A 20,069-nucleotide genomic window follows, 5' to 3' on the forward strand; every position below is an offset into this window, starting at 1 on the left:
TCCCAAGCGAGCGTGACGCCAAGAAGGCGTCCATGACCCTTTCGAGCACGACTCCCCGGCCGCTGATCGCCGGAAACTGGAAGATGAACGGTCTTTCGGCCGCCCTCGACGAGGCCCGCGCCGTCGCGGCCGGCCTGGACCGCCAGCCGGCGGCCGCTCGCGTCGCCATCTTCCCGCCCGCCACCCTGCTGCACCGCCTGGCGCAGACCGTGGAGGGCTCGTTCGTCCTCACCGGCGGCCAGGACTGCCACGGCAAGGCCAGCGGCGCCCACACCGGCGACATCTCGGCCGAAATGATCGCCGACGCCGGCGGAACCCTGGTCATCGTCGGCCACTCCGAGCGTCGCACCGATCATGGCGAGACCTGCCAGCAGGTCGCGGCCAAGGCGCAGGCCGCCATCGCCGCGGGCCTGGAGCCGATCGTCTGCGTCGGCGAGAGCCTGGCGCAGCGCGAAGCGGGTGAGGCGGTCAGCTTCGTCATCGGCCAGCTGCACAACTCTTTGCCGGACGCCCTGAAGGGCCAGGCCTTCAACGTGGCCTACGAGCCGCTGTGGGCCATCGGCACCGGCCACGTGGCCTCGGTCGAGAACATCGTCGAGATGCACGCGGCCATCCGCGCCGAGCTGACCGCGCTGTTTGGCGAGCAGGGCGCGGTCACGCCGATCCTCTATGGCGGCTCGGTGAAGCCCGACAACGCCCGCGAGATCCTGGCCGCGCCGGACGTCGGCGGGGCCCTGGTCGGCGGCGCTTCGCTGAAGGCCAAGGACTTCCTGGCCATCGTCGAAGCCGCCTAGCAGGCCTAGAATCCTTGACATCGGGGCGTCCACGTGCGCCTTACCGCGCCTTGCAAATCACCGCGTATTCAAGACTTTCATGACCTCCATGCACGCCTATCGCACCCACAACTGCGGCGCTCTGCGCGCCTCCGACACCGGTTCCTCGGTGCGCCTGTCGGGCTGGATCCACCGCAAGCGCGACCACGGCGGTCTGGTCTTCATCGACCTGCGCGACCACCACGGCCTGACGCAGCTGGTCCTGCACCCGGAGACCCCGGGCTTCGCGATCGTCGAGCGCCTGCGCGCCGAAAGCGTCATCAAGATCGATGGTGAGGTCGTGGCCCGCGACGCCAGCGTCGTGAACGCCAACCTGCCGACCGGCGAGATCGAGATCCGCGTCTCGGCCGTCGAGGTGCTGTCGGAAGCCGCCGAGCTGCCGCTGCCGGTCTTCGGCGAGCCGGACTATCCGGAAGAGATCCGCCTCAAGCACCGCTATCTCGACTTGCGTCGCGAGACGCTGCACAAGAACATCGTCCTGCGCTCGCGCGTGATCCAGTCGATCCGCAACCGCATGTTCGCTCAGGGCTTCAACGAGTTCCAGACGCCGATCCTGACGGCCAGCTCGCCGGAAGGCGCGCGCGACTTCCTGGTGCCGTCGCGCCTGCACCCCGAGAAGTTCTACGCCCTGCCGCAAGCGCCCCAGCAGTTCAAGCAGCTGCTGATGGTCTCGGGTTTCGACCGCTACTTCCAGATCGCCCCGTGCTTCCGCGACGAAGACCTGCGCGCCGACCGTTCGCTGGAATTCTACCAGCTCGACGTCGAGATGAGCTTCGTGACGCAAGAAGACGTGTTCGCGGCCATCGAGCCCGTCATGCACGGCGTGTTCGAGGAGTTCTCGAGCGGCAAGCCGGTCTCGCCGATCGACGGCACGCACAGCTTCACCAACGACGTTGGCGAGAGCTTCGAGCACAAGGGCTTCGAGCGCCTGACCTACCTGCAGTCGATGGCCTGGTACGGCAGCGACAAGCCGGACCTGCGCAACCCGATCAAGATGCAGAACGTCTCGGAGCACTTCCGTGACGGCGGTTTTGGCCTGTTCGCCAAGATTCTGGGCGCGGACGCCAAGAACCAGATCTGGGCGATCCCGGCCCCGACCGGTGGTTCGCGCGCCTTCTGTGACCGCATGAACAGCTGGGCCCAAGGCGAAGGCCAGCCGGGCCTGGGCTACGTCTTCTGGTCGGAAGACCAGGGCGGCTGGGGCGGCCCGATCGCCAAGAACCTGGGTGAGCCGACCCAAGCCCTGATGGAATCGCTGGGCCTGGGCCAAGGCGACGCCGCCTTCTTCGTGGCCGGCGACCCGGCCGTGTTCGCCAAGTTCGCGGGCCTGGCCCGTACGCGCGTCGGCACCGAGCTGAAGCTGGTCGAAGAAAACCAGTTCAAATTCTGCTGGATCGTCGACTTCCCGATGTTCGAGTGGAACGAGGAAGAGAAGAAGGTCGACTTCTCGCACAACCCGTTCTCGATGCCGCAAGGCGGTCTGGAAGCCCTGGAGACCCAGGATCCGCTGACCATCCGCGCCTACCAGTACGACATCGTCTGCAACGGCTACGAGCTGTGCTCGGGCGCGATCCGGAACCACAAGCCCGAGATCATGCTCAAGGCCTTCGCCACCGCCGGCTACGGCCCGGAAGTGGTCGAGGAGCAGTTCGGCGGCATGCTGAACGCCTTCCGCTATGGCGCCCCGCCGCACGGTGGTCTGGCCCCCGGCATCGACCGCATTGTCATGCTGCTGGCCGACCAGGTCGCCATCCGCGAGGTCATCGCCTTCCCGCTGAACCAGCAGGGCCAGGACCTGCTGATGAACGCGCCGGCCAACGTGCTCGACAAGCAGCTCAAGGAGCTGCACATCCGCACCGCGCCGCCGATCAAGGTCTAAGGCGCGGGCGGCAGAGCCAGAAACAAAGAAGCCCTCCGGTCTTGCGATCGGAGGGCTTTTTCTTGGTCGCTGTCCGAAGTCAGTACTTCGGAGGCTTGGCCGGTTTCGGCGGCTTTGGCGGGGCCGGCGGCTTGGGCATCTCGCGCAGCAGCATGAAGCGCGCACCCCGCAGGCCGTTGCAGGGGCGGATCGTGAGGCCGGACGGCAGGCGCACGCCGCCATCGCCGCAGGCTTCGTCCAGCTGGTCCTGGTCCAGGCCCTTGGCGCCCGAGAGGTCCGCGCCGGTCAGCACCGCGGCGCTGAGATCGGCATTGCGGAAGTCGGCGCCGCTCATGATCGCGCCCTGCAGGCTGGCGGCCGTCAGGTCGGCATTGCGGAAGTTGGCGCCGTCGAACCGGCCGCCGGTCATGTTGGCGTGGGTCAGGTCCGAGTTCGAGAAGTCGGCGTCGCGGGCGTTGACGCCCTGCATGTTCGAGCCGTTCAGCTCGGCGTTCGATAGCCGGGCGCGCTGCATGTTGGCGCCGACCAGCTGCGCGCCGTGCAGTTCGGACGAGGAGAGGTCTACGCGGACCAGGGTGGCCGATTGCAGGTTCACGCCGCTGCTCTCGACGCCCGACATCTTGGCGTCGGTGAAGTTGGCGGCCACGAAGTTGGCGCCGCGCATCTCGGCGCCGCGCAGGTCGGCGCGGGTCAGGTCGGCGGCGGCGAAGTTCGAGCCATAGAACATCGCGCCGCGCAGGTCGGCGCCGATCAGGACGGACTTGGCGAAGTTGGCGCCGGCGAACTTGGCGTTCATCAGCTTGCGACCGGCCAGGTCACAGTTGGCGCACATCCCGCCGAAGGACGTCAGCTTGGCGACATCCTTGTCTTCGATCGAAGCGTGAGCCGGACCCGTGAGGGCCATCAGGCTCAGCGTCAAGGCGGCGATAGAAACGCCCAAGCGGGACATCGACTTCTCCGTGCCAGTCCAACGATACGCGACTGTGTGAGTTACGGTTTGAACCGTCGGAGGGTACGAGGCCACTTAAATCGCGGTAATGACGGGGATTTAACGGCAGCGCGGGATGGAGAAACCGCGTGGCAACAACGTGGAGTCGTCGCCGCAGGCGCCGTTCAACTGGCCTTGGCTGAGGCCCACGGCGCGGTTCATTTCCGCGCCCGAGAAATTGACGCCAGACAGTCTGGCCCCGGAGAAGTTCGCGCCCTGCAGATAGGCGCCGACGAAGCTGGCGTTGGTCAGGTCGGTGCGGGCGAAGCTGGCGCCGGTCAGCACCGCGCCATAGGCATTGACGTCGCGCAGGTCGCCGCCGGCGAAGCTGGTGCGGTTCATGATCGCCGTCGAGAAGTCGGCCTGGCGAAGGCGCGCGCCGGCCAGGTTCTTGTTCTTCAGCTCCAGGTTCGACAGGTCGGCCTGGAACAGGTTGCAGCGCGGGCAGCTGGCGCCGTTGCGCACGGCCGAGATCTGGCCGGCGTTCTGGGCGTGGACGCTCGACGCGACGGTCAGAGCGGCGAGGGCCGCGATCAGGGCAAACGGTTTCATTCTGGCGCAGATCCTACGCGAAAAGGGCTTTCGCACCTTGCTGCAGCAAGCTTAACGCCAAGCCAACGCTGTTACGAAGAGGCGACGGGACCCGGACGATCGGACTGCGCGCCACAGGTGTCGCAGACGGTCAGGCCGCCGCGTCGGTTCAGCGAGAGGTCGCCGCAGGCCGGACACATCTCGCCCTCGGCGCCGGGGCGGTCGGCGCCCTCGAGCCGTTTGCGGCCGAACGAGGCGAAGACCAGGTTGTCGGGCGTCGCGCCGCGCGAGAAGCCCTTGGAGATGAACTTGCTGGCCAGCACGGGGTCCAGGCCGACATCGTCGATCTCGTCGTCGGTCAGCGGCTTGCCCCAGCCCAGGCCGTCGGCGTTGAACTCGCCGCTGTCGCCATTGGCCAGGTCGTCGCGGCCCAGGTACGACACGCCCAGTTCGCGGAAGATGTAGTCCAGGATCGAGGTCGCCGACTTGATCGAGTCGTTGCCCGACACGGGGCCCGCCGGCTCGAACTTGGTGTAGACGAAGGCGTCGACGAACTCTTCGAGCGGCACCCCGTGCTGCAGGCCGAGCGACACGGCGATGGCGAAGTTGTTCATCAGGCTGCGGAACGCCGCGCCTTCCTTGTGCATGTCGATGAACAGCTCGCCCAGCTCGCCGTCCTCGTACTCGCCGGTGTGGAGATAGACCTTGTGGCCGCCGACTGCCGCCTTCTGGATGTAGCCCTTGCGGCGATCGGGCAGGCGGCGACGGGCGCGGTCGCGCTCGACGATCTTCTCGACCACGCGCTCGGTGACGACCGGCTCGCGCACGGGCGCGGCGGCGCGGGGCGCTTCGGTCGCCGGCTCGTCGGGCAGATCCAGCTTGAAGTCGGCCGGGGCGGCGGCGCGTTGCAGGCGCAGGGCGCGGATGCCCGAACGGGCGGCGGCGGCTTGGGCGCGGACGGCGTCGGCCGGGCGGCTGTCGAAGGCCACCGGCACCGTGACGGGCGAGGGCAGGCAGGCGAAGCCCTCGACGGCGGCCAGCATGGCCAGGCGCTCGGCGAAGGCCGGGGCCTCGATCGAGCGGAAGGCCTCGCGCAGCTCAGGGTTCAGGGCGTCGCAGTCGCCCAGCGTGCCGGCGCCCAGGGCGTGGCGCTCGGCGGTGGCGATCTCGGTGGGCGAGAAGTCGGCGAAGGCCAGGGTGTCGAAGTCGCGGCGGGCCACATCTTCTGCCGAGGCGCCCAGCACGTCGCGCAGGAAGCCCGCGCCGACGATGGCCGGGGCGAAGGCCGCGCGGATGCCGTGATGCTCGCGCAGGGCGTTCTCGGCCTTCTCGATCTCGTGGGCGGTGAAGCCGCGGGCCTGCAGCATCACGTGGTCGATGGCCGGGCTATCCAGCAGCGAGCCGTGGCCCAGGGCGTGACGGCGGGCGGCGTCCAGGTCGACGCCTTCGGACGACAGGGCCTCGAAGGCGGCGGGGCTGAAGGCGGGCAGCAGCCAGCCGTCGGCGGTCTGGGTGACCGACACGGGCGACGCCGCGCCGGCTGGGCCGATGGGGGCGCCACCCAGACGAAGGGACGCCTCGACGTCCTCGAACGGACCGACCAGAGCAGCCGAGCGCAGGCCGTGCTTGCGAGCCAGGGCGTGGGCGGTGGCCAGGGCGGCGGCGGCCTCGGTGGCCAGGGCCGAGCGCAGGGCGGCGGCGCGTACGCGGCGTTCGGCGATGCCCTTGAGGACGCTCTGCTTGTCCTGGGCGAAGGCTTCGTCCTGACCGAGGACGGCGGCGGCCTCGGCGCTGGCCGACAGGGCCGCGCCGACAGCCAGGGCCCACAGCGCGGCGGCGCCGTCGCGGCCCTCGATGCTGGTCTGCGCCCACCCTTGAGTCAGCAGGCAGTCGCCGACGCCGGCCAGGCCCAGGCGGGCAGGGCGGTCGCCGCGTTCCAGCTCCAGGGCCGTGCCCCACAGGTGGCAGACATAGGTGAAACGCTCAACGTCGAAGCCGTCGTCGTCGAGGAAGGCGCTGGCGTCGATGGCGGCGCTGACGCCCGCGCCGCGCGAGACCAGCTCGGCGTCGGTCGGCGACAGGGCCAGGGTCAGGGCGCTGGTCTCCCAGCCGACGTGGGCGGCCAGGGCCGAGGCTTCGTCGCCGGCGGCGACGGCCTGGCGCGAGGCCGAGGCGACCATCGAAAGCTCGCGCTCTTGCGCCTGCGCGGTCAAGGTCGGACGCGGCGTCTCGGCGGTGGCGATGGCGTCGAGGATGGTGCGGTCGTCGGCGCCCAGCTCGCGGGCCTTGCGCGCTGCGCGGGCCAGGGCCGGGTTCTTGCGAACGTCGCTGCAGGCGCGGGCGTCGCCCGAGCAGCGGCGGACGGCGTCGGCGACCTGGGCCAAGGCGGCGTCCAGGCGCGCGGCGGCCTGGGCGGCCAGCAGGCGGCCCCGGCGCTGGGCCAGGGTGGCCTTCACCGCGCTCTGGAATTCGAACTCGCCGATGTCGGGCAGCAGTTCCAGGCCGGCCTGGCCGATGGCGGGCGTGGCGACGCCCGACAGCATGGTGGCCAGCAGGGCTTCACGGAAGGCGTTGGCGTCGGCCTTGTCGCCGAACAGGCCGCGCGACAGGCCCGCTTGGGCGATACGCTCAGCGTAGCGGGCTGGCCCGCCGCCCAGCGGCGCCTTGGGCTCGACCTGGCCAGCCCAGTCCAGCCAAGCCTCGACACGGGCGTCGCTCCAGGTCGACGGAGCCGACACCACCACGATCTCGTCGGCGCGCTCGAGGTCGCGCCACTCCATGGCGGGAACAAGTCCGGCGGCTTTGGCGGGCGTGCGCATGGGCGAGTTCCGGTCCGGGCGGCGGTCGTGATATCTTACCAAATTCCTAACGACTGATTCCGTGCCGTCGGGATGCGCGTAAGGTCGCACCCCAAGCTAGAACCTCGATCGCCCAGCCTCAATAGATGTCGTGGGTCGAGGGGCTCTAATCCACAAGATGTTGAAGTCGGTCCGGCCCGAGCGGCGCTGGACGCTGCGAGCCTGGGGCGCTATGTTCCGGCCGCTTCACCGCGCGTCTCGCGGTGGATCAAAGCCTTGCAATTTCAGGTGCGAACGTAGTGCTGAAAGCGATCTTCACGTGGTGGAACGGCGCGACCCTGGGTCAACGCTTCCATATCGGCCGCCGTGGCGTGTTCATCGGTCAGGACGAGCAGGGCAACCGCTACTTCGAAGCCCGCGACAACAGCGACAGCTACGATCAGCGCAAGCGCCGCTGGGTGATCTACAACGGCTATGCCGAAGCCTCGAAGGTCCCGCCGGACTGGAGCGGCTGGCTGCACTACACCTTCGACGAGCCGCCGACTGTGGTTCCGCTGCCGCGCCGCGCTTGGGAAAAGGATCACCTGCCCAACCTGACCGGCACCGTCCACGCCTGGCGTCCCAAGGGTTCGCTGACCCGTGGCGGCGAGCGCGCGGTCGCCACCAGCGACTACGAAGCCTGGAAGCCGGAATAAGCCGCATGGCCCGTCGGGCGTCCCTGGTCGCCGCCGTTGTGGCCCTGTCCGGCTTGACCGTGACGGGTGCCGCCTTGGCGCGCCAGAACTCGACCTTCCAGCCCCCGGCCGCGCCCCTGGCCCCTCAGGCCCAGCCCGCGCCGACGGCGCCCGTCGCGCCGGGCGACGCGCGTCCGGCCCAGCCGACCCAGGTCACGCCGGCCATCGCCAATCCCAATCCTCCGGCCTCGCCCAAGCCGGCGACGCCCAAGGTCGCGGCCTCGGTCAAGCCGCCCGAGCCGACCAAGCGTGGACGCTATTCGGTGGCGATCCTCCAGGCGCTGGACAAGGTCACGACCGAGACCATGCGGTTCGAGGTCCCGGTGGGCCAGCCGATCCGCTACAAGACCCTGATCTTCACCGTCCGCGCCTGCGAGACGGCTGCCTCGGACGAGATCGCACCAGAAACCTCGGCCTATGTCGTCATCGACACCCAGCCCAAGGCCCAGGCCGGCCGCGCCGCCCCGCCGGGACGCCAGATCTACAAGGGTTGGATGTACGCCAGCACGCCGGGCCTGCACCCGCTGGAGCACCCGGTCTATGACGCCTGGCTGATCGCCTGCAAGCAGTCGCTGCCGGACGCTCCGCCCGCCAAGCCGTAGAAGTCGCCCGGGACCAGCAGGGCCTTGGCCAGCCGCCGACGATAGTCCGCGCGGCTGATCTCGACCGTGCCGAACTGCGTCAGGTGGTCGGTCAGGAACTGGGTGTCCAGCAGCTGATAGCCGCCGGCCAGCAGTCTCGCCACGAGGTGCACGAGGGCGACCTTGCTGGCGTCGCGGGCGATCGAGAACATGCTCTCGCCGAAGAACGCCCCGCCCAGCGCCACGCCGTACAGGCCGCCGACCAGGCGATCGCCCTCCCAGGCCTCGACGCTGTGGGCCAGGCCGCGCGCGTAGAGCTGGCCATAGAGGCGTTGGATGGGGTGGTTGATCCAGGTCTCGACCCGACCCGGCTTGGAGGCCGCGCAGCCCTCGATGACCGCCTCGAAGGCGGTGTCGATCTTGACCTCGTAGGGACCGTTGCGGACCGTGCGGGCCAGGCGCTTGGGGATGTGAAAGTCCCCGAGCGGTAGGACGCCCCGCCGCTCGGGATCGATCAGGAACAGGCTTTCGTCCTCGCGGGCGTCCGCCATGGGGAAGACGCCGCGCGCGTAGCAGGCGATCAGGTCGTCGACCGTGAAGGCGTCTTCCATATCTACGCCTGGACTTAGGCTTCCTGGGCTTTGATCCAGCGTTCCAGCCAGTGGATGTCGTAGTCGCCGGCCAGGATGTCGGGCTGCACCAGGAGGTCCTGGAACAGCGGGATCGTGGTCTCGACGCCGCCGACGACCATCTCGCCCAGGCAGCGCTTCAGGCGAGCGATGCACTCGGCGCGGTCGCGGCCATGCACGATCAGCTTGCCGATCAGGCTGTCGTAGTAGGGCGGGATCGCATAGCCGGTGTAGATCGCCGAATCCAGGCGAACGCCCAGGCCGCCAGGGGCGTGGAAGTCGGTGATCGTGCCGGGCGACGGCGTGAAGGTCCGCGCGTTCTCGGCGTTGATCCGGCACTCGATGGCGTGGCCCTCGAAGACGACGTCTTCCTGGGTGAACGACAGCGGCAGGCCAGCGGCGATGCGGATCTGTTCCCGGACCAAGTCGATGCCGGTGATGGCTTCGGTGACCGGGTGTTCGACCTGCAGGCGGGTGTTCATCTCGATGAAGAAGAACTCGTCGTTCTCCCACAGGAACTCGATGGTCCCCACGCCCAGGTAGCCGATAGCCTTGACGGCGTCGACGACGACCTTGCCGATCTTGGCGCGGCCTTCGGCGGACAGGGCCGGCGAGGGGGCTTCTTCCAGCACCTTCTGGTGGCGGCGCTGCAGCGAGCAGTCGCGTTCGCCCAGATGCACCACGTTGCCATGGCTGTCGGCGATGACCTGCAGCTCGATGTGACGCGGCTTCTGGAGGTAGCGCTCCATGTAGACCGTGTCGTCGCCGAACGCGGCGCGGGCCTCGGCGCGGGCCGTCGAAACGGCTTCGGCCAGGTCTTCACGCGTCTGGGCGACCTTCATGCCACGACCACCGCCGCCGGAGGCGGCCTTGATCAGCACCGGGAAGCCGATCGCGTCGGCGGCCGCATAGGCCTCTTCCTCGGTCGAGACGCCGCCGTCCGAGCCGGGGACGACCGGGATGCCGGCGTCCTTCACGGCCTGCTTGGCGGTGATCTTGTCGCCCATCATCCGGATGTGTTCGGGCTTGGGGCCGATGAAGGTGAAGCCGTGCGCGTTGACGATCTCGGCGAAGCGGGCGTTCTCCGACAGGAATCCATAGCCCGGGTGGATGCCCTGGGCGCCGGTGATCTCGGCCGCCGCGATGATCGACGGGATGTTCAGGTAGCTCTTGGCGGCGGGCGCTGGGCCGATGCAGACGCTCTCGTCCGCCAGGCGCACCCACATGGAGTTGCGGTCAGCCTCGGAGTGGACCGCCACGGTGGCGATGCCCATTTCCTTGCAGGCGCGGTGAACCCGGAGCGCGATCTCGCCCCGGTTCGCAATGAGGATCTTGTCGAACATGAGCGTTACTCGATGACGACGAGCGGCTCGCCGAACTCGACGGGCTGGGCGTCCTCGACGAGGATCTCGACGACCTTGCCGGCCTTGGGGGCAGAGATCGGGTTCATGGTCTTCATGGCTTCGACGATCAGCAGGGTCTGGCCGGCCGAGACCGTGTCGCCCACCTTGATGAAGGCGTCCGCGCCCGGCTGGGGCGACATGTAGACGGTGCCGACCATCGGCGACTTCACGGCGTCGCCACGGACGGCGGCCGGGGCCGGAGCGGCTTCGGCGGCGGCGGCGGGCGCAGCGGCCGCTACGGGAGCCGGGGCGGCGACCGGGGCCGGAGCGTAGGTCGGAGCAGCCTGCACGTAGTTGACCGGAGCCGCGGTCAGCTCACGCGCCACGCGGATCTTCAGGCCGGCGTGCTCGACTTCGATCTCGGACAGGCCCGTGTCCTTCAGGATGTCCGCCAGCTTGCGGACCAGACGGGCGTCGATGGCCGGAGCTTCGACCGGATCGGCGGGGGCCTTGGGGTTCGACATGGAAGCTTACCTTGTTCTTCTGAGCGCCCCGGCGGCGGAAAACGCCGGGCGTTATCGTTGCTAAACGCGGATCAGGCCGAAAGCGGCCTCGATCGCCAGTTCATAACTCGCCGCACCGAACCCGGAGACGATCCCCGTGGCGGCCAGCGACACATAGGTGTGGCGGCGGAATTCCTCCCGCGCCGCCGGGTTGGACAGGTGGCACTCGATCACCGGGATGCTCAAGGTCTTGAGCGCATCCAGAAGCGCGATCGAGGTGTGGCCGTAGCCGGCCGGATTGAGGATCAGGGCCGAGGCCGACTCACGCGCCTCCTGCACCCAATCGATCAGCACACCCTCATGGTTGGACTGGCGGAAAACCACCTCGACGCCGCGCGAAGCCGCCCGCGCCTCACAGCGCGCACGGACATCGTCGAGCGTGTCCTTGCCATAAATCTCGGGCTCGCGGGTCCCCAACAGGTTGAGGTTGGGCCCACTCAGCACGTGGATCGGTTTTACCATGCGGCTCCGCCGTCGATTCCGGGAGGTCTTGTATAGCCGGTTCCGCCGGGTCACAAGCACGGCTCGCTTCGGAGGTGAGATGAGGCTTTTGCTGAACGGGGAAGAGCGGGACGTGGCCGACGTTGTCACGATCGCCGATCTGGTGGCCGCCCTGGGCTTGGACGCCCGCAAGGTGGCGGTCGAACGCAACCTCGAGATCGCCCCGCGCTCGACCTATGGCGACACCGCGCTGGCCGACGGTGACCGCATCGAGATCGTCACTTTTATCGGCGGCGGCTGATCCTGGGTTTGAAAGCCCGGCTGACGGGGCGTAAACCAGCCGCATGAACGCGCACGTTTCCCCCGACTCCGTCTCGACTGACAGCGACGAAACCTGGACCGTCGCCGGCCGTACTTTCCGCTCGCGCCTGATTGTCGGCACCGGCAAGTACAAGGACTATGCGACCAACGCCGCCGCCGCCCGCGCGGCCGGGGCCGAGATCGTCACCGTGGCCGTGCGCCGCGTGAACCTGACCGATCCGACCCAGCCGCTGCTGGTCGACTACATCAAGCCGACCGAATTCACCTATCTGCCCAACACGGCGGGCTGCTTCACCGGCGAGGACGCGGTCCGCACCCTGCGCCTGGCCCGCGAGGCCGGCGGCTGGGACCTGGTCAAGCTGGAGGTCCTCAGCGACCCCAAGACCCTGTTCCCGGACATGGAAGAGACCCTGCGCTCGCTGAAGCTGCTGGTCGCCGAAGGCTTCCAGGTCATGGTCTATTGCTCGGACGACCCGGTCTATGCGCGCAAGCTGGAAGAGGCCGGCGCCGTGGCGATCATGCCGCTGGGCGCGCCGATCGGCTCAGGGCTGGGCATCCAAAACCGCGTCAACCTGCGGATCATCGTCGAGAATGCCAAGGTCCCGGTGCTGGTCGACGCTGGCGTCGGCACGGCCTCGGACGCGGCGATCGGCATGGAACTGGGCTGCGACGCCATCCTGATGAACACCGCCATCGCCGAAGCCAAGGACCCGATCCGCATGGCCAAGGCCATGAAGCACGCGGTCATCGCCGGGCGTGAGGCGTATCTGGCGGGCCGGATGCAGAAGCGGCTGTACGCGGATCCGAGCTCGCCGCTGGCGGGGCTGATCTAGAGCGCCGCAGTTATATCGGTTCTGGCGAAGTCATTGCCTACGAACAATAGCGGACAGCCGTGTTCGTGGGCGAGAGCGTAGGCGAAACAGTCGCCGAAGTTCAGAGCGGCTGGGTGGAAGCCTTTGCCCCAGCGGCGATAGGCGTTCTCGACCTTACCAACGTCGTCTGGCGTCACGGGTATTATCCGAAAGCCCAATCGGGTGAAAAGCTCACGCATTTCAACGGCGACGTTTCTTCGATGCGCGACGATCATTGATTCGCTGGCTGTGCCGGCCGAGATCAGAAGGTCAAGATCGGCCGCCAAGGCCTGGTAACAGTTTGATGCCTTTGGCTCTCCCAATACGATCGCCATCAACGCGGAGGTGTCGATGACGATCACCCGGGCAGGCCATCGTCATCGTAGAGAAAGTCCTGACTGCGTGCGGCGGACACGCCTGGCGTCGCCTTAGCGCGCCCGCGTTCGCTTATGTCCTGAAGTATTCTAAGGCGCTCGGCGGGATCGAGAGGTGGCTTTTGCTTCTCAACCGGCGTCAAACGCACGGCAGCCTGGCCCTCGCGGGTGAGGATGATCTCCTCGCCCGCTTCAGCGCGGCGGACCAAATCGTTCAGTTGGCCTTCGGCTTCGGCGAGGGCGACGCGCACTGGCAGCTCCTTCGAGGGCTCACCAGCAGATAGTGAGCCTTCGAAGGCTGTGCTTCAAGGTCAGCCCGCCTTAGCCTTACCCGCCCGCGTCTGCTCGATCGCCAGTTTCAGGGCGTTGATGTCGGCGCCCGGGATCAGGGTGTCGCCGACGATGAAGGCGGGCGTGCCCGAGAGGGCCAGGGTCTTGGCCAGGGCTTCGGTGTCGGCCAGGTGCTGGGTGACGGCCTGGCTTTCGCCGGCGGCCTTGGCCTTGGCCATGTTGATACCCATGCCGGCCGCGATGCGCAGAGCGCCGGCGGCGTCCAGGGCGTTCTCGGCCATCAGGGCCTTGTAGAGTTCCAGGCTCTTGCCTTGGTCCTTGGCGCCCAGCATCAGGCGGGCGGCGGCCTCGCTGTCGTTGCCGAAGATCACGAAGTCTTTCAGCACCAGACGTACGTCCGGGTTCTTCTGGACCAGTTCGACGATCTCGGGCGCGGCGTGGCGGCAGTAGCCGCAGCGATAGTCGAAGAACTCGGTGACCGTGATCGAGCCGTTCGGATTGATCACGACGTCGCGCGGGTCGCGCTCGATGGCCTGGCGGTACTGGCCGATCGCCTTCTGGGCCGAGACGGCCTGCTGGGCGGCCTGCTTTTCCTGCAGCTTCTGGCTGGCCTCGACCAGCACCTCGGGGTGCTCGAGCAGGTAGGCGCGGACCTTCTCGCCGAACGCCTTGTCGGGCTTGGCCTGGTTGCAGCCGGCGAGGGTCAGGCCGGCGATGGCCAGCGGAACGGCGAGAGTCGCGGCGCGACGAAGCAGGGTCATGAAGGTCTCGGGTAGAGGAGGGGCTCTAATGCCCCCGGTTGGATTGCGCGACGCCGTCCTTGGCCAGGTCCTTGAGGTCCTGGTTGGACGGGCGGGAGGCCAGGATGATGTCGGTGGCCCGACGCCAATCGGGGGTGTTCTTGGTCAGGAGCTCGCGAGCCCGCATGGCGAAGACCTTGGCCTCGCGCACGGCGCCCAGCGAATAGTACTGCTCGGCGGTGGCCAGGCGGGCCTCGCCGTCCTTCTTCTGGGTGTCGTAGGCCTGGGCCAGCAGGCGCCACGTGACGGCGTTGTCGGGATCGTTCAGCAGGCTGCGCTTGAGCTCCTGGACGCCTTCCTCGAGCTTTTTGGGATCGTTGAGGCTGATCAGGGTCTGGCCCAGATTGATGCGCAGAAGGGCCGCGTCGGGCTTGAGCGCCACCGACTTGCGCTGCGGCTCCTCGGCCAGGACGACACGATTGAATTCGAACAGGATTTGGCCCTTCAGCTCCCACAGATAGGGATTTTCGGGATGCTGGTCGATCAGCGGCTGCAGCAGGCTCAGGGCCCGATCCGGATCCTTCATCTGGTAGTAGGCGATGGCGCGCGCGTAGCGGGCCGGGAAACCGGTGTCGGTCTCCTTGTACTTCATCAAGGCGATCTGCGGGTTCAGGAACCCTTCCAGCTTGGCCTTCATCACCTCGTGCTGGGCCAGGTCCTCCGGCGTGTCGACGGCGGTGTAGTGCGGCTGGCGCTCGACGCGGCTGCGCAGCACCTCGATCCGTTCGGACGACAGGGGGTGACTGCGGAAATAGGCGAAGCGCCGGGCCTGGTCGAAGACTTCCTGGTAGCGGAAGTTGTCGAAGAACTCGACGAGGCCGCGGCCCGACTGGCCGGTGGCCTCCAGGAAGCCGGCGCCGGCCTGGTCAGCGCGCGACTCTTGCTCGCGGCTGTAGCCCAGCGCGCCCAGCGCGCCGGCGTATTGCGCATTGCCCAGCAGGACGGCGGCGCCGTCGGCCGATCCGGCCAGGGCCGCCAGGATGCCCAGGCCCATGGTCAGGATCATCGGCTTGAGGCCGGCCTTCATCATCTCGTCGGAGCGACTCGGGTGGCCGCCGGCCAGGTGTCCGGTTTCGTGGGCGATGACGCCGCGCAGCTGGTTGGGGTTCTCGGTCTGCAGGATCAGACCAGTGTTCAGGCCCATCTGCAGGCCCTGGGTGGCGAAGGCGTTCAGCGACTTGTCGCCGATGATCAGGATACGGACGTTGCGCGCGTCCAGCCCCGCCGCCGTGAAGATCGGGTCGGCGTCGTGGTGCAGGATCTCTTCGATCTCGGTGTCGCGGATCAGGGACGGACCGCTGTCCTGGGCCAGGGCGACCTGAGGAACTCCGGACGCAAGAATGGCCAGCGCGGACAACGCCACGCCCAGCTGTTTTCCGGCCAGCCTCTTCCTGGGATGCCCGCTACGCGAGGTCATCGAGTGATCTCCAGATCGCGCCCCCGCGAACCACGACCAGTCTAACTTGGAAGTCCGGCGGGAGGGAACAAGGGTTTCCAGGGCGCCGCACAACGATTTTGGCCCGCGCGTCTGTCAGGACGCGCGGGCCATCATCAGGTCACCTTACCGGCGCCACCAGCCCTTGCGGGGCTTCTCGGGCGGGGTGGTGATTTCGCTCGGATCCGGTTCGGCCGGGGCGGCCGGTTCGGCGTCCTCGACCTGGGCGACGACCTCGGCGACGGGCTCGGGAGCCGGGACCGGTTCCGGAGCCGCTTCGACGACCGGTTCAGCGACGGGTTCCGGCGGAACCACAGCGACGCTCTCGGTCACCGCTTCGGCCACGGCCTCGACAGCTTCCGGCGCGGCTTCGGCAGCTTCGGCCACGGCCTTCTTGCTGCGCGAGCGGGTGCGCTTGGGCTTCTTCGGGGCTTCCTCGGCCTCGGGCAGCTCGACCCAGACGTCGGCCGGCGGGCCAGCGATCACCGGCGGAGCCAGGATCGGGGCTTCGAACGGCTCGGCCGGTTCAGCGGCGCTGACGACCTCGACGGCGGCGGTCGTCTCGGCGACGGCCGTTTCGCTGGCCGGAGCCTCGTCGCGGTTGCGGCGACCACGGTCACGGCCACGACGGCCGCGCTCACGGCCCGGACGCTCCTCACGCTCGGGACGCTCGGCGCGTTCCGGACGTTCGGCGGCTTCGGGAGCCTCGGCGCGGGGTTCCGGGGCCGGACGGCGGGGCTCGCCGCCGCTGACCAGGGCGGCCGGGTCGTGCCAGGTGAAGACGTTCTCGCCGAACGGGACACGCGGACGGATCCAGACGAAGGCGTCGGCCGGACGATCGCCGTCCTCGCGACCACCACGACGGCCGCCACGGCGACCGCGACGGCGGCGACGGCGGCTGCCGTCATCGTCATCGCCAAATTCGGCGCGGTCTTCGGCGTCGCCTTCCAGCTCGTCTTCTTCACCTTCGACTTCGGCCGGAGCCTCGCCTTCGGTCTCGCGCTCGTCACGACGGCCACGACCGCGGCCGCGATCACGACGGCCACGACGGCCCTTGCGGTCGCCACCACGATCGTCGTCGCGGGCCTGCTTGCGGGCCGCCGCGTCGTCATCGTCGGTGTCTTCGCGCTCGAGGCCGTCTTCGTCCTCGTCGTCGATGATCTCTTCGTCTTCTTCCTCTTCGTCGATGAAGGCCGACGGATCGAAATCGTCATCCTCCTCGACATAGGGAGGCGGCGCGACGGCGATACGCTCGCCCAGTTCGGTGCGCTCGATCTCCTGGTCGCCGGCGTGCAGGCTGTCATCGACCGTCACGGTGACGTGCAGGCCATGCGTCTGGACCAGGCGCTGCAGGTAAGCGCGCTTTTCGTTGAGGATGTAGAGGCCGACCGAGCGGGCGACCTTCAGGATCACGCTGCCCGAGCCCTTCAGGGCCTCGGCCTCGACCGCGCGCAGGGCGGCCAGGGCGCTGGACTCGACCGAGCGGACACGCCCGGTGCCTTCGCAGTGTTCGCAGACGTGAGTGGTGCCTTCCAGGACGCCGGTGCGGCGACGCTGGCGGCTGATCTCCATCAGGCCAAAGCCCGAGATCTTGCCCATCTGGATGCGGGCGCGGTCGTCCTTGAGAGCGTCCTTCAGGACCTTCTCGACCGTGCGGTTGTTCTTGCCTTCATCCATGTCGATGAAGTCGATGACGATCAGGCCGGCCAGGTCGCGCAGGCGCAGCTGGCGAGCGGCTTCCTCGGCGGCCTCGACATTGGTCTTGAGGGCCGTGGCCTCGATGTTGCGCTCGCGCGTGGCCTTGCCCGAGTTGACGTCGATGGCGACCAGGGCCTCGGTCTGGTTGATCACCAGATAGCCGCCCGAACGCAGCGGCACGACCGGCGAATAGATCTGGGCCAGATGGTCCTCGATCTTGTGCTTCACGAACAGCGGGGTCGGGTCGCGATAGTTGAAGACCTTCTTGGCCTGGCTCGGCATCAGCATGCGCATGAAGTCGCGCGCTTCTTTATAGCCGGCGTCGCCCTCGACCCAGATGCCTTCCAGGTCTTTGTCGTACATGTCGCGAATGGCGCGTTTGACGAGGTCTTCTTCCTCGTAGATCAGCGCCGGCGCGACCGAGTGCAGCGTGTTGTCGCGGATGTTTTCCCACAGACGCAGCAGATATTCGTAGTCGCGCTTGACCTCGGCCTTGGTGCGCTTGGCGCCGGCCGTGCGGACGATCAGGCCCATGCCTTGCGGCACGTCCAGGCTGTTGACGACGCTCTTCAGGCGACGGCGGTCGGCCACGGCCGTGATCTTGCGGCTGATGCCGCCGCCACGGGCGGTGTTGGGCATCAGGACGCCGTAGCGGCCGGCCAGCGACAGGTAGGTGGTCAGGGCCGCGCCCTTGTTGCCGCGCTCTTCCTTGACGACCTGGACCAGCATGATCTGCCGGCGGCGGATCACTTCCTGGATCTTGTACTTGCGCATCAGCCGGCGCTTGCGGCGCGCCAGCTCTTCTTCGACGTCATCGTCGTCGTCGTCGACCGCGTGATCGGCGCCGTTCTCGTCTTCGTCGTCACCGCCCGAGGCGCGACGCGAGATCGGGGTGTCGTCCTCGTCGTCGCCCGAGTCGTCGCGCATCAGCGCTTCACGGTCGGCGACCGGGATCTGGTAGTAGTCCGGGTGGATCTCGTTGAAGGCCAGGAAGCCGTGACGATTGCCGCCGTACTCGATGAACGCAGCCTGCAGGCTGGGTTCGACCCGGGTTACCTTGGCGAGATAGATGTTACCGCGAAGTTGTTTGCGGGTTTGGCTCTCGAAGTCGAACTCTTCAACCCGGGTTCCGTCCACGACGACCACACGCGTCTCTTCGGCGTGTGCTGCGTCGATCAGCATCTTCTTCGACATTAAGGAAGTCTCCACGGCGCGCGGCGGGCGCGAGGCCCGGTCGCCGTTCTGAATGAAGGGCGCGCGCGTCGCCGACCGTCGCACCGTCAGCGCGGTTGCGAAGGGTCAGGTGCCAAAGGCGGTCGGGTGCGGCGCAGCCCATTGAGGTTTCGTTTGTCCCTACCGCGCCAGGCGCGGGATTGGATGGCGCGTCGTCGCCGGGAAGGCGTTTGAGCCCGACGCGGGCCCCGTGGCGCGGCGTTTCGGCAGGCTTCGTGCCCGTCAGATCGGCTGCGTCTCGAACTATCTAGTCTGCCGTCTCCGCTTCGGAAGAGGTTCAGGACCACTTTCGAGGCAAAGCCGGCTCGCGTGGAGTCGTGACGATCACGGACTTCGCGCGCGGCGGGACTGTAGCCACATCAGCGAGCAAAAGAAAAGCTTTCGACGGATGATCTGGACTTAACCCTTTGGCTACCGCCTTCCAGCGATATTGACGTTCGGTTCACCAGTTCCGGATACCGCGGGCGGGGATGCGTAAGGTTCTCATCAGTTTGGCTCGCATGGGCTGGGTTCGGGCGGTGTTGATCATCGGCGGCCTGACCACGGCTGGCGTCGCGGTGGCGACGGCTCAAGGGCCGGCCGCACCCGCGGGCGTGCAGAAGGTCCGCTTCGGCGGCGACCGGATGGAAACCCGCGTGGTCATCGACCTGGATCGCGCCGCGGCCGGCAAGCTGATTTCCGACGGCATGAGCGACCAGCGCCTGGTCATGGCGCTTCCTAACGTTCTGGTCTCCGGCGACCTGCAGGGCACGGGCCAGGGCCTGGTCAAGCGCTGGGTGATCGACGAGGCCGCCGGCGGCGCCCGCCTGCGCCTGGACCTGGCCGGCAAGGCCGAGGTCCGCCGCCGCTTCCTGCTGCCGCCGGGTGACGGCGCGAGCGCCTATCGTTATGTCATCGACCTCAAGGCCGTGGACGGCGCCAGCATCAGCCCGGCCGCGCCGCGCCTGACCCTGGCCAGCATGCCGGTCAAGGCCGCGCCGCTGCGCATGAAGAAGGTCATCGTCATCGACGCTGGTCACGGCGGCAAGGATCCCGGCTCGCTGGGCGCCAACACCTACGAGAAGGACGTGACCCTGGCCGCCGCCAAGGCGCTGAAGGAGCGTCTGGAGCGCACCGGTCGTTATCAGGTCGTCCTGACCCGCGAGACCGATACTTTCATCCCGCTGGAAGGCCGCGTGCAGATCGCTCGCCGCGCCGACGCCGATCTCTTTATCTCTCTGCATGCCGACTCGGGCCCCGACACCAGCACCCGCGGCGCGTCGGTCTACACCGTGTCGGACAAAGGCGCCGAGCGCGTCGGCCTGGTCCTGAACAAGGACGACTGGCTGATCAAGGCCAACATGCCGGGCCGCGACCGCGCCGTCAGCCAGATCCTGCTGGACCTGAGCCAGCGCGCCACCAAGAACCGCTCGGCCGCCTTCGCCCAGCTGCTGCTGGCCAATGTGGGCGAAGAGACGACGCTGCTGCGCCGCAGTCATCGCGACGCCGGCTTCATCGTGCTGCTAGCCCCCGACGTGCCGGCCGTGCTGCTGGAAATGGGCTTCATCACCAATGCGGAAGACGAGGCCTTCCTGACCACCAAGAGCAGCCGCGCTCGCCTGGTCAACGCCGTTGGCGACTCGATCGAGGCCTATTTCTCGGCCGGGCTTCGCAAGTCCTGAGGGACTGCGCTTCCCCTTTCCGCCGTCGCACTCTAATCACAGGGTGATCGTTCGCGCTTCGCCTGGCGAAGGTGCGACCGCAAAA

Annotated in this window: 20 protein-coding genes; 7 read left to right on the forward strand and 13 right to left on the reverse strand. The window is 68.0% G+C overall.

Going from position 1 to position 20,069, the window contains the following annotated elements; translation table 11 throughout:
• The first annotated feature begins 32 nt into the window (after positions 1–32).
• A complete protein-coding gene (gene tpiA / locus AC1RR5_RS24290; protein WP_492925878.1) occupies positions 33–794 on the forward strand; it encodes a triose-phosphate isomerase in 762 nt (253 codons plus the stop codon).
• Positions 795–873: 79 nt separating this feature from the next.
• Positions 874–2,712, forward strand: a complete 1,839-nt coding sequence (gene aspS, locus AC1RR5_RS24295; RefSeq protein ID WP_492925880.1) for an aspartate--tRNA ligase — start codon at positions 874–876, stop codon at positions 2,710–2,712.
• A gap of 79 nt (positions 2,713–2,791) precedes the next feature.
• Here the strand turns inward: aspS and AC1RR5_RS24300 are convergent, their stop codons facing one another.
• From AC1RR5_RS24300 to AC1RR5_RS24310, 3 genes are all read right to left on the reverse strand, one after another.
• Positions 2,792–3,661, reverse strand: coding sequence for a pentapeptide repeat-containing protein (locus tag AC1RR5_RS24300; RefSeq protein WP_492925882.1), 870 nt, complete (start codon positions 3,659–3,661; stop codon positions 2,792–2,794).
• Between the two features lie 99 nt (positions 3,662–3,760).
• On the reverse strand, positions 3,761–4,252 hold the full coding sequence (locus tag AC1RR5_RS24305) for a pentapeptide repeat-containing protein (protein ID WP_492925884.1): 492 nt from the start codon (positions 4,250–4,252) through the stop codon (positions 3,761–3,763).
• 71 nt (positions 4,253–4,323) lie between these two features.
• Positions 4,324–7,050 carry a TSCPD domain-containing protein gene (locus AC1RR5_RS24310; protein ID WP_492925886.1) on the reverse strand — a complete coding sequence of 909 codons (2,727 nt, stop codon included), beginning with the start codon at positions 7,048–7,050 and terminating at the stop codon, positions 4,324–4,326.
• A 278-nt stretch (positions 7,051–7,328) separates the two neighbouring features.
• Here AC1RR5_RS24310 and AC1RR5_RS24315 point away from each other — a divergent pair, with 278 nt between their 5' ends.
• Positions 7,329–7,724 carry an NADH:ubiquinone oxidoreductase subunit NDUFA12 gene (locus AC1RR5_RS24315; protein ID WP_492925888.1) on the forward strand — a complete coding sequence of 132 codons (396 nt, stop codon included), beginning with the start codon at positions 7,329–7,331 and terminating at the stop codon, positions 7,722–7,724.
• Between the two features lie 5 nt (positions 7,725–7,729).
• Positions 7,730–8,365: a DUF2155 domain-containing protein gene (locus AC1RR5_RS24320; protein WP_492925890.1), complete on the forward strand. Its 636-nt coding sequence runs from the start codon at positions 7,730–7,732 to the stop codon at positions 8,363–8,365.
• Here AC1RR5_RS24320 and aat read toward each other — a convergent pair.
• From aat to aroQ, 4 genes are read right to left on the reverse strand one after another with little or no spacing between them, the layout of a single operon-like run.
• Positions 8,302–8,955 (reverse strand): leucyl/phenylalanyl-tRNA--protein transferase, encoded by a 654-nt coding sequence (gene aat, locus AC1RR5_RS24325; RefSeq protein ID WP_492925892.1) that lies wholly within the window; start codon positions 8,953–8,955, stop codon positions 8,302–8,304. The two genes, AC1RR5_RS24320 and aat, sit on opposite strands and share 64 nt — an antisense overlap.
• A 14-nt stretch (positions 8,956–8,969) precedes the next feature.
• Positions 8,970–10,316: an acetyl-CoA carboxylase biotin carboxylase subunit gene (gene accC / locus AC1RR5_RS24330; RefSeq protein ID WP_492925894.1), complete on the reverse strand. Its 1,347-nt coding sequence runs from the start codon at positions 10,314–10,316 to the stop codon at positions 8,970–8,972.
• A gap of 5 nt (positions 10,317–10,321) precedes the next feature.
• Positions 10,322–10,840 (reverse strand): acetyl-CoA carboxylase biotin carboxyl carrier protein, encoded by a 519-nt coding sequence (gene accB / locus AC1RR5_RS24335; RefSeq protein WP_492925896.1) that lies wholly within the window; start codon positions 10,838–10,840, stop codon positions 10,322–10,324.
• A gap of 60 nt (positions 10,841–10,900) precedes the next feature.
• Positions 10,901–11,341 (reverse strand): type II 3-dehydroquinate dehydratase, encoded by a 441-nt coding sequence (gene aroQ / locus AC1RR5_RS24340; protein WP_454716275.1) that lies wholly within the window; start codon positions 11,339–11,341, stop codon positions 10,901–10,903.
• 79 nt (positions 11,342–11,420) lie between these two features.
• On the opposite strand from aroQ, the gene thiS reads away from it, so the two are divergent.
• Together thiS and AC1RR5_RS24350 are read left to right on the forward strand one after the other, a co-directional pair.
• Positions 11,421–11,621, forward strand: coding sequence for a sulfur carrier protein ThiS (gene thiS / locus AC1RR5_RS24345; RefSeq protein WP_492925898.1), 201 nt, complete (start codon positions 11,421–11,423; stop codon positions 11,619–11,621).
• Between the two features lie 43 nt (positions 11,622–11,664).
• Positions 11,665–12,474, forward strand: coding sequence for a thiazole synthase (locus tag AC1RR5_RS24350; RefSeq protein ID WP_492925900.1), 810 nt, complete (start codon positions 11,665–11,667; stop codon positions 12,472–12,474).
• Here AC1RR5_RS24350 and AC1RR5_RS24355 read toward each other — a convergent pair.
• From AC1RR5_RS24355 to AC1RR5_RS24380, 6 genes are all read right to left on the reverse strand, one after another.
• Positions 12,471–12,854 (reverse strand): type II toxin-antitoxin system VapC family toxin, encoded by a 384-nt coding sequence (locus AC1RR5_RS24355; RefSeq protein ID WP_492925902.1) that lies wholly within the window; start codon positions 12,852–12,854, stop codon positions 12,471–12,473. The two genes, AC1RR5_RS24350 and AC1RR5_RS24355, sit on opposite strands and share 4 nt — an antisense overlap.
• Entirely contained in the window at positions 12,851–13,117 is a 267-nt protein-coding gene (locus tag AC1RR5_RS24360) for a type II toxin-antitoxin system Phd/YefM family antitoxin (RefSeq protein ID WP_492925904.1), read from the reverse strand. The genes AC1RR5_RS24355 and AC1RR5_RS24360 overlap by 4 nt, the downstream gene beginning before the upstream one ends.
• A gap of 60 nt (positions 13,118–13,177) precedes the next feature.
• Complete coding sequence (locus AC1RR5_RS24365; protein WP_492925906.1) at positions 13,178–13,918, reverse strand: DsbA family protein; 741 nt, start codon at positions 13,916–13,918, stop codon at positions 13,178–13,180.
• Positions 13,919–13,943: 25 nt separating this feature from the next.
• Complete coding sequence (locus tag AC1RR5_RS24370; protein WP_492925908.1) at positions 13,944–15,374, reverse strand: M48 family metalloprotease; 1,431 nt, start codon at positions 15,372–15,374, stop codon at positions 13,944–13,946.
• A gap of 144 nt (positions 15,375–15,518) precedes the next feature.
• On the reverse strand, positions 15,519–18,284 hold the full coding sequence (locus AC1RR5_RS24375) for an Rne/Rng family ribonuclease (RefSeq protein ID WP_492925910.1): 2,766 nt from the start codon (positions 18,282–18,284) through the stop codon (positions 15,519–15,521).
• Entirely contained in the window at positions 18,208–18,426 is a 219-nt protein-coding gene (locus AC1RR5_RS24380; RefSeq protein ID WP_492081757.1) for a hypothetical protein, read from the reverse strand. Before AC1RR5_RS24380 ends, AC1RR5_RS24375 begins: the two co-directional genes overlap by 77 nt.
• Positions 18,427–18,793: 367 nt before the next feature.
• Between AC1RR5_RS24380 and AC1RR5_RS24385 the strand changes: the two genes are divergently transcribed.
• Positions 18,794–19,984: an N-acetylmuramoyl-L-alanine amidase family protein gene (locus AC1RR5_RS24385; RefSeq protein WP_492925912.1), complete on the forward strand. Its 1,191-nt coding sequence runs from the start codon at positions 18,794–18,796 to the stop codon at positions 19,982–19,984.
• The last annotated feature ends 85 nt before the right edge of the window (positions 19,985–20,069 follow it).

This window comes from Caulobacter sp. GW821-FHT11E11, assembly GCF_058808315.1.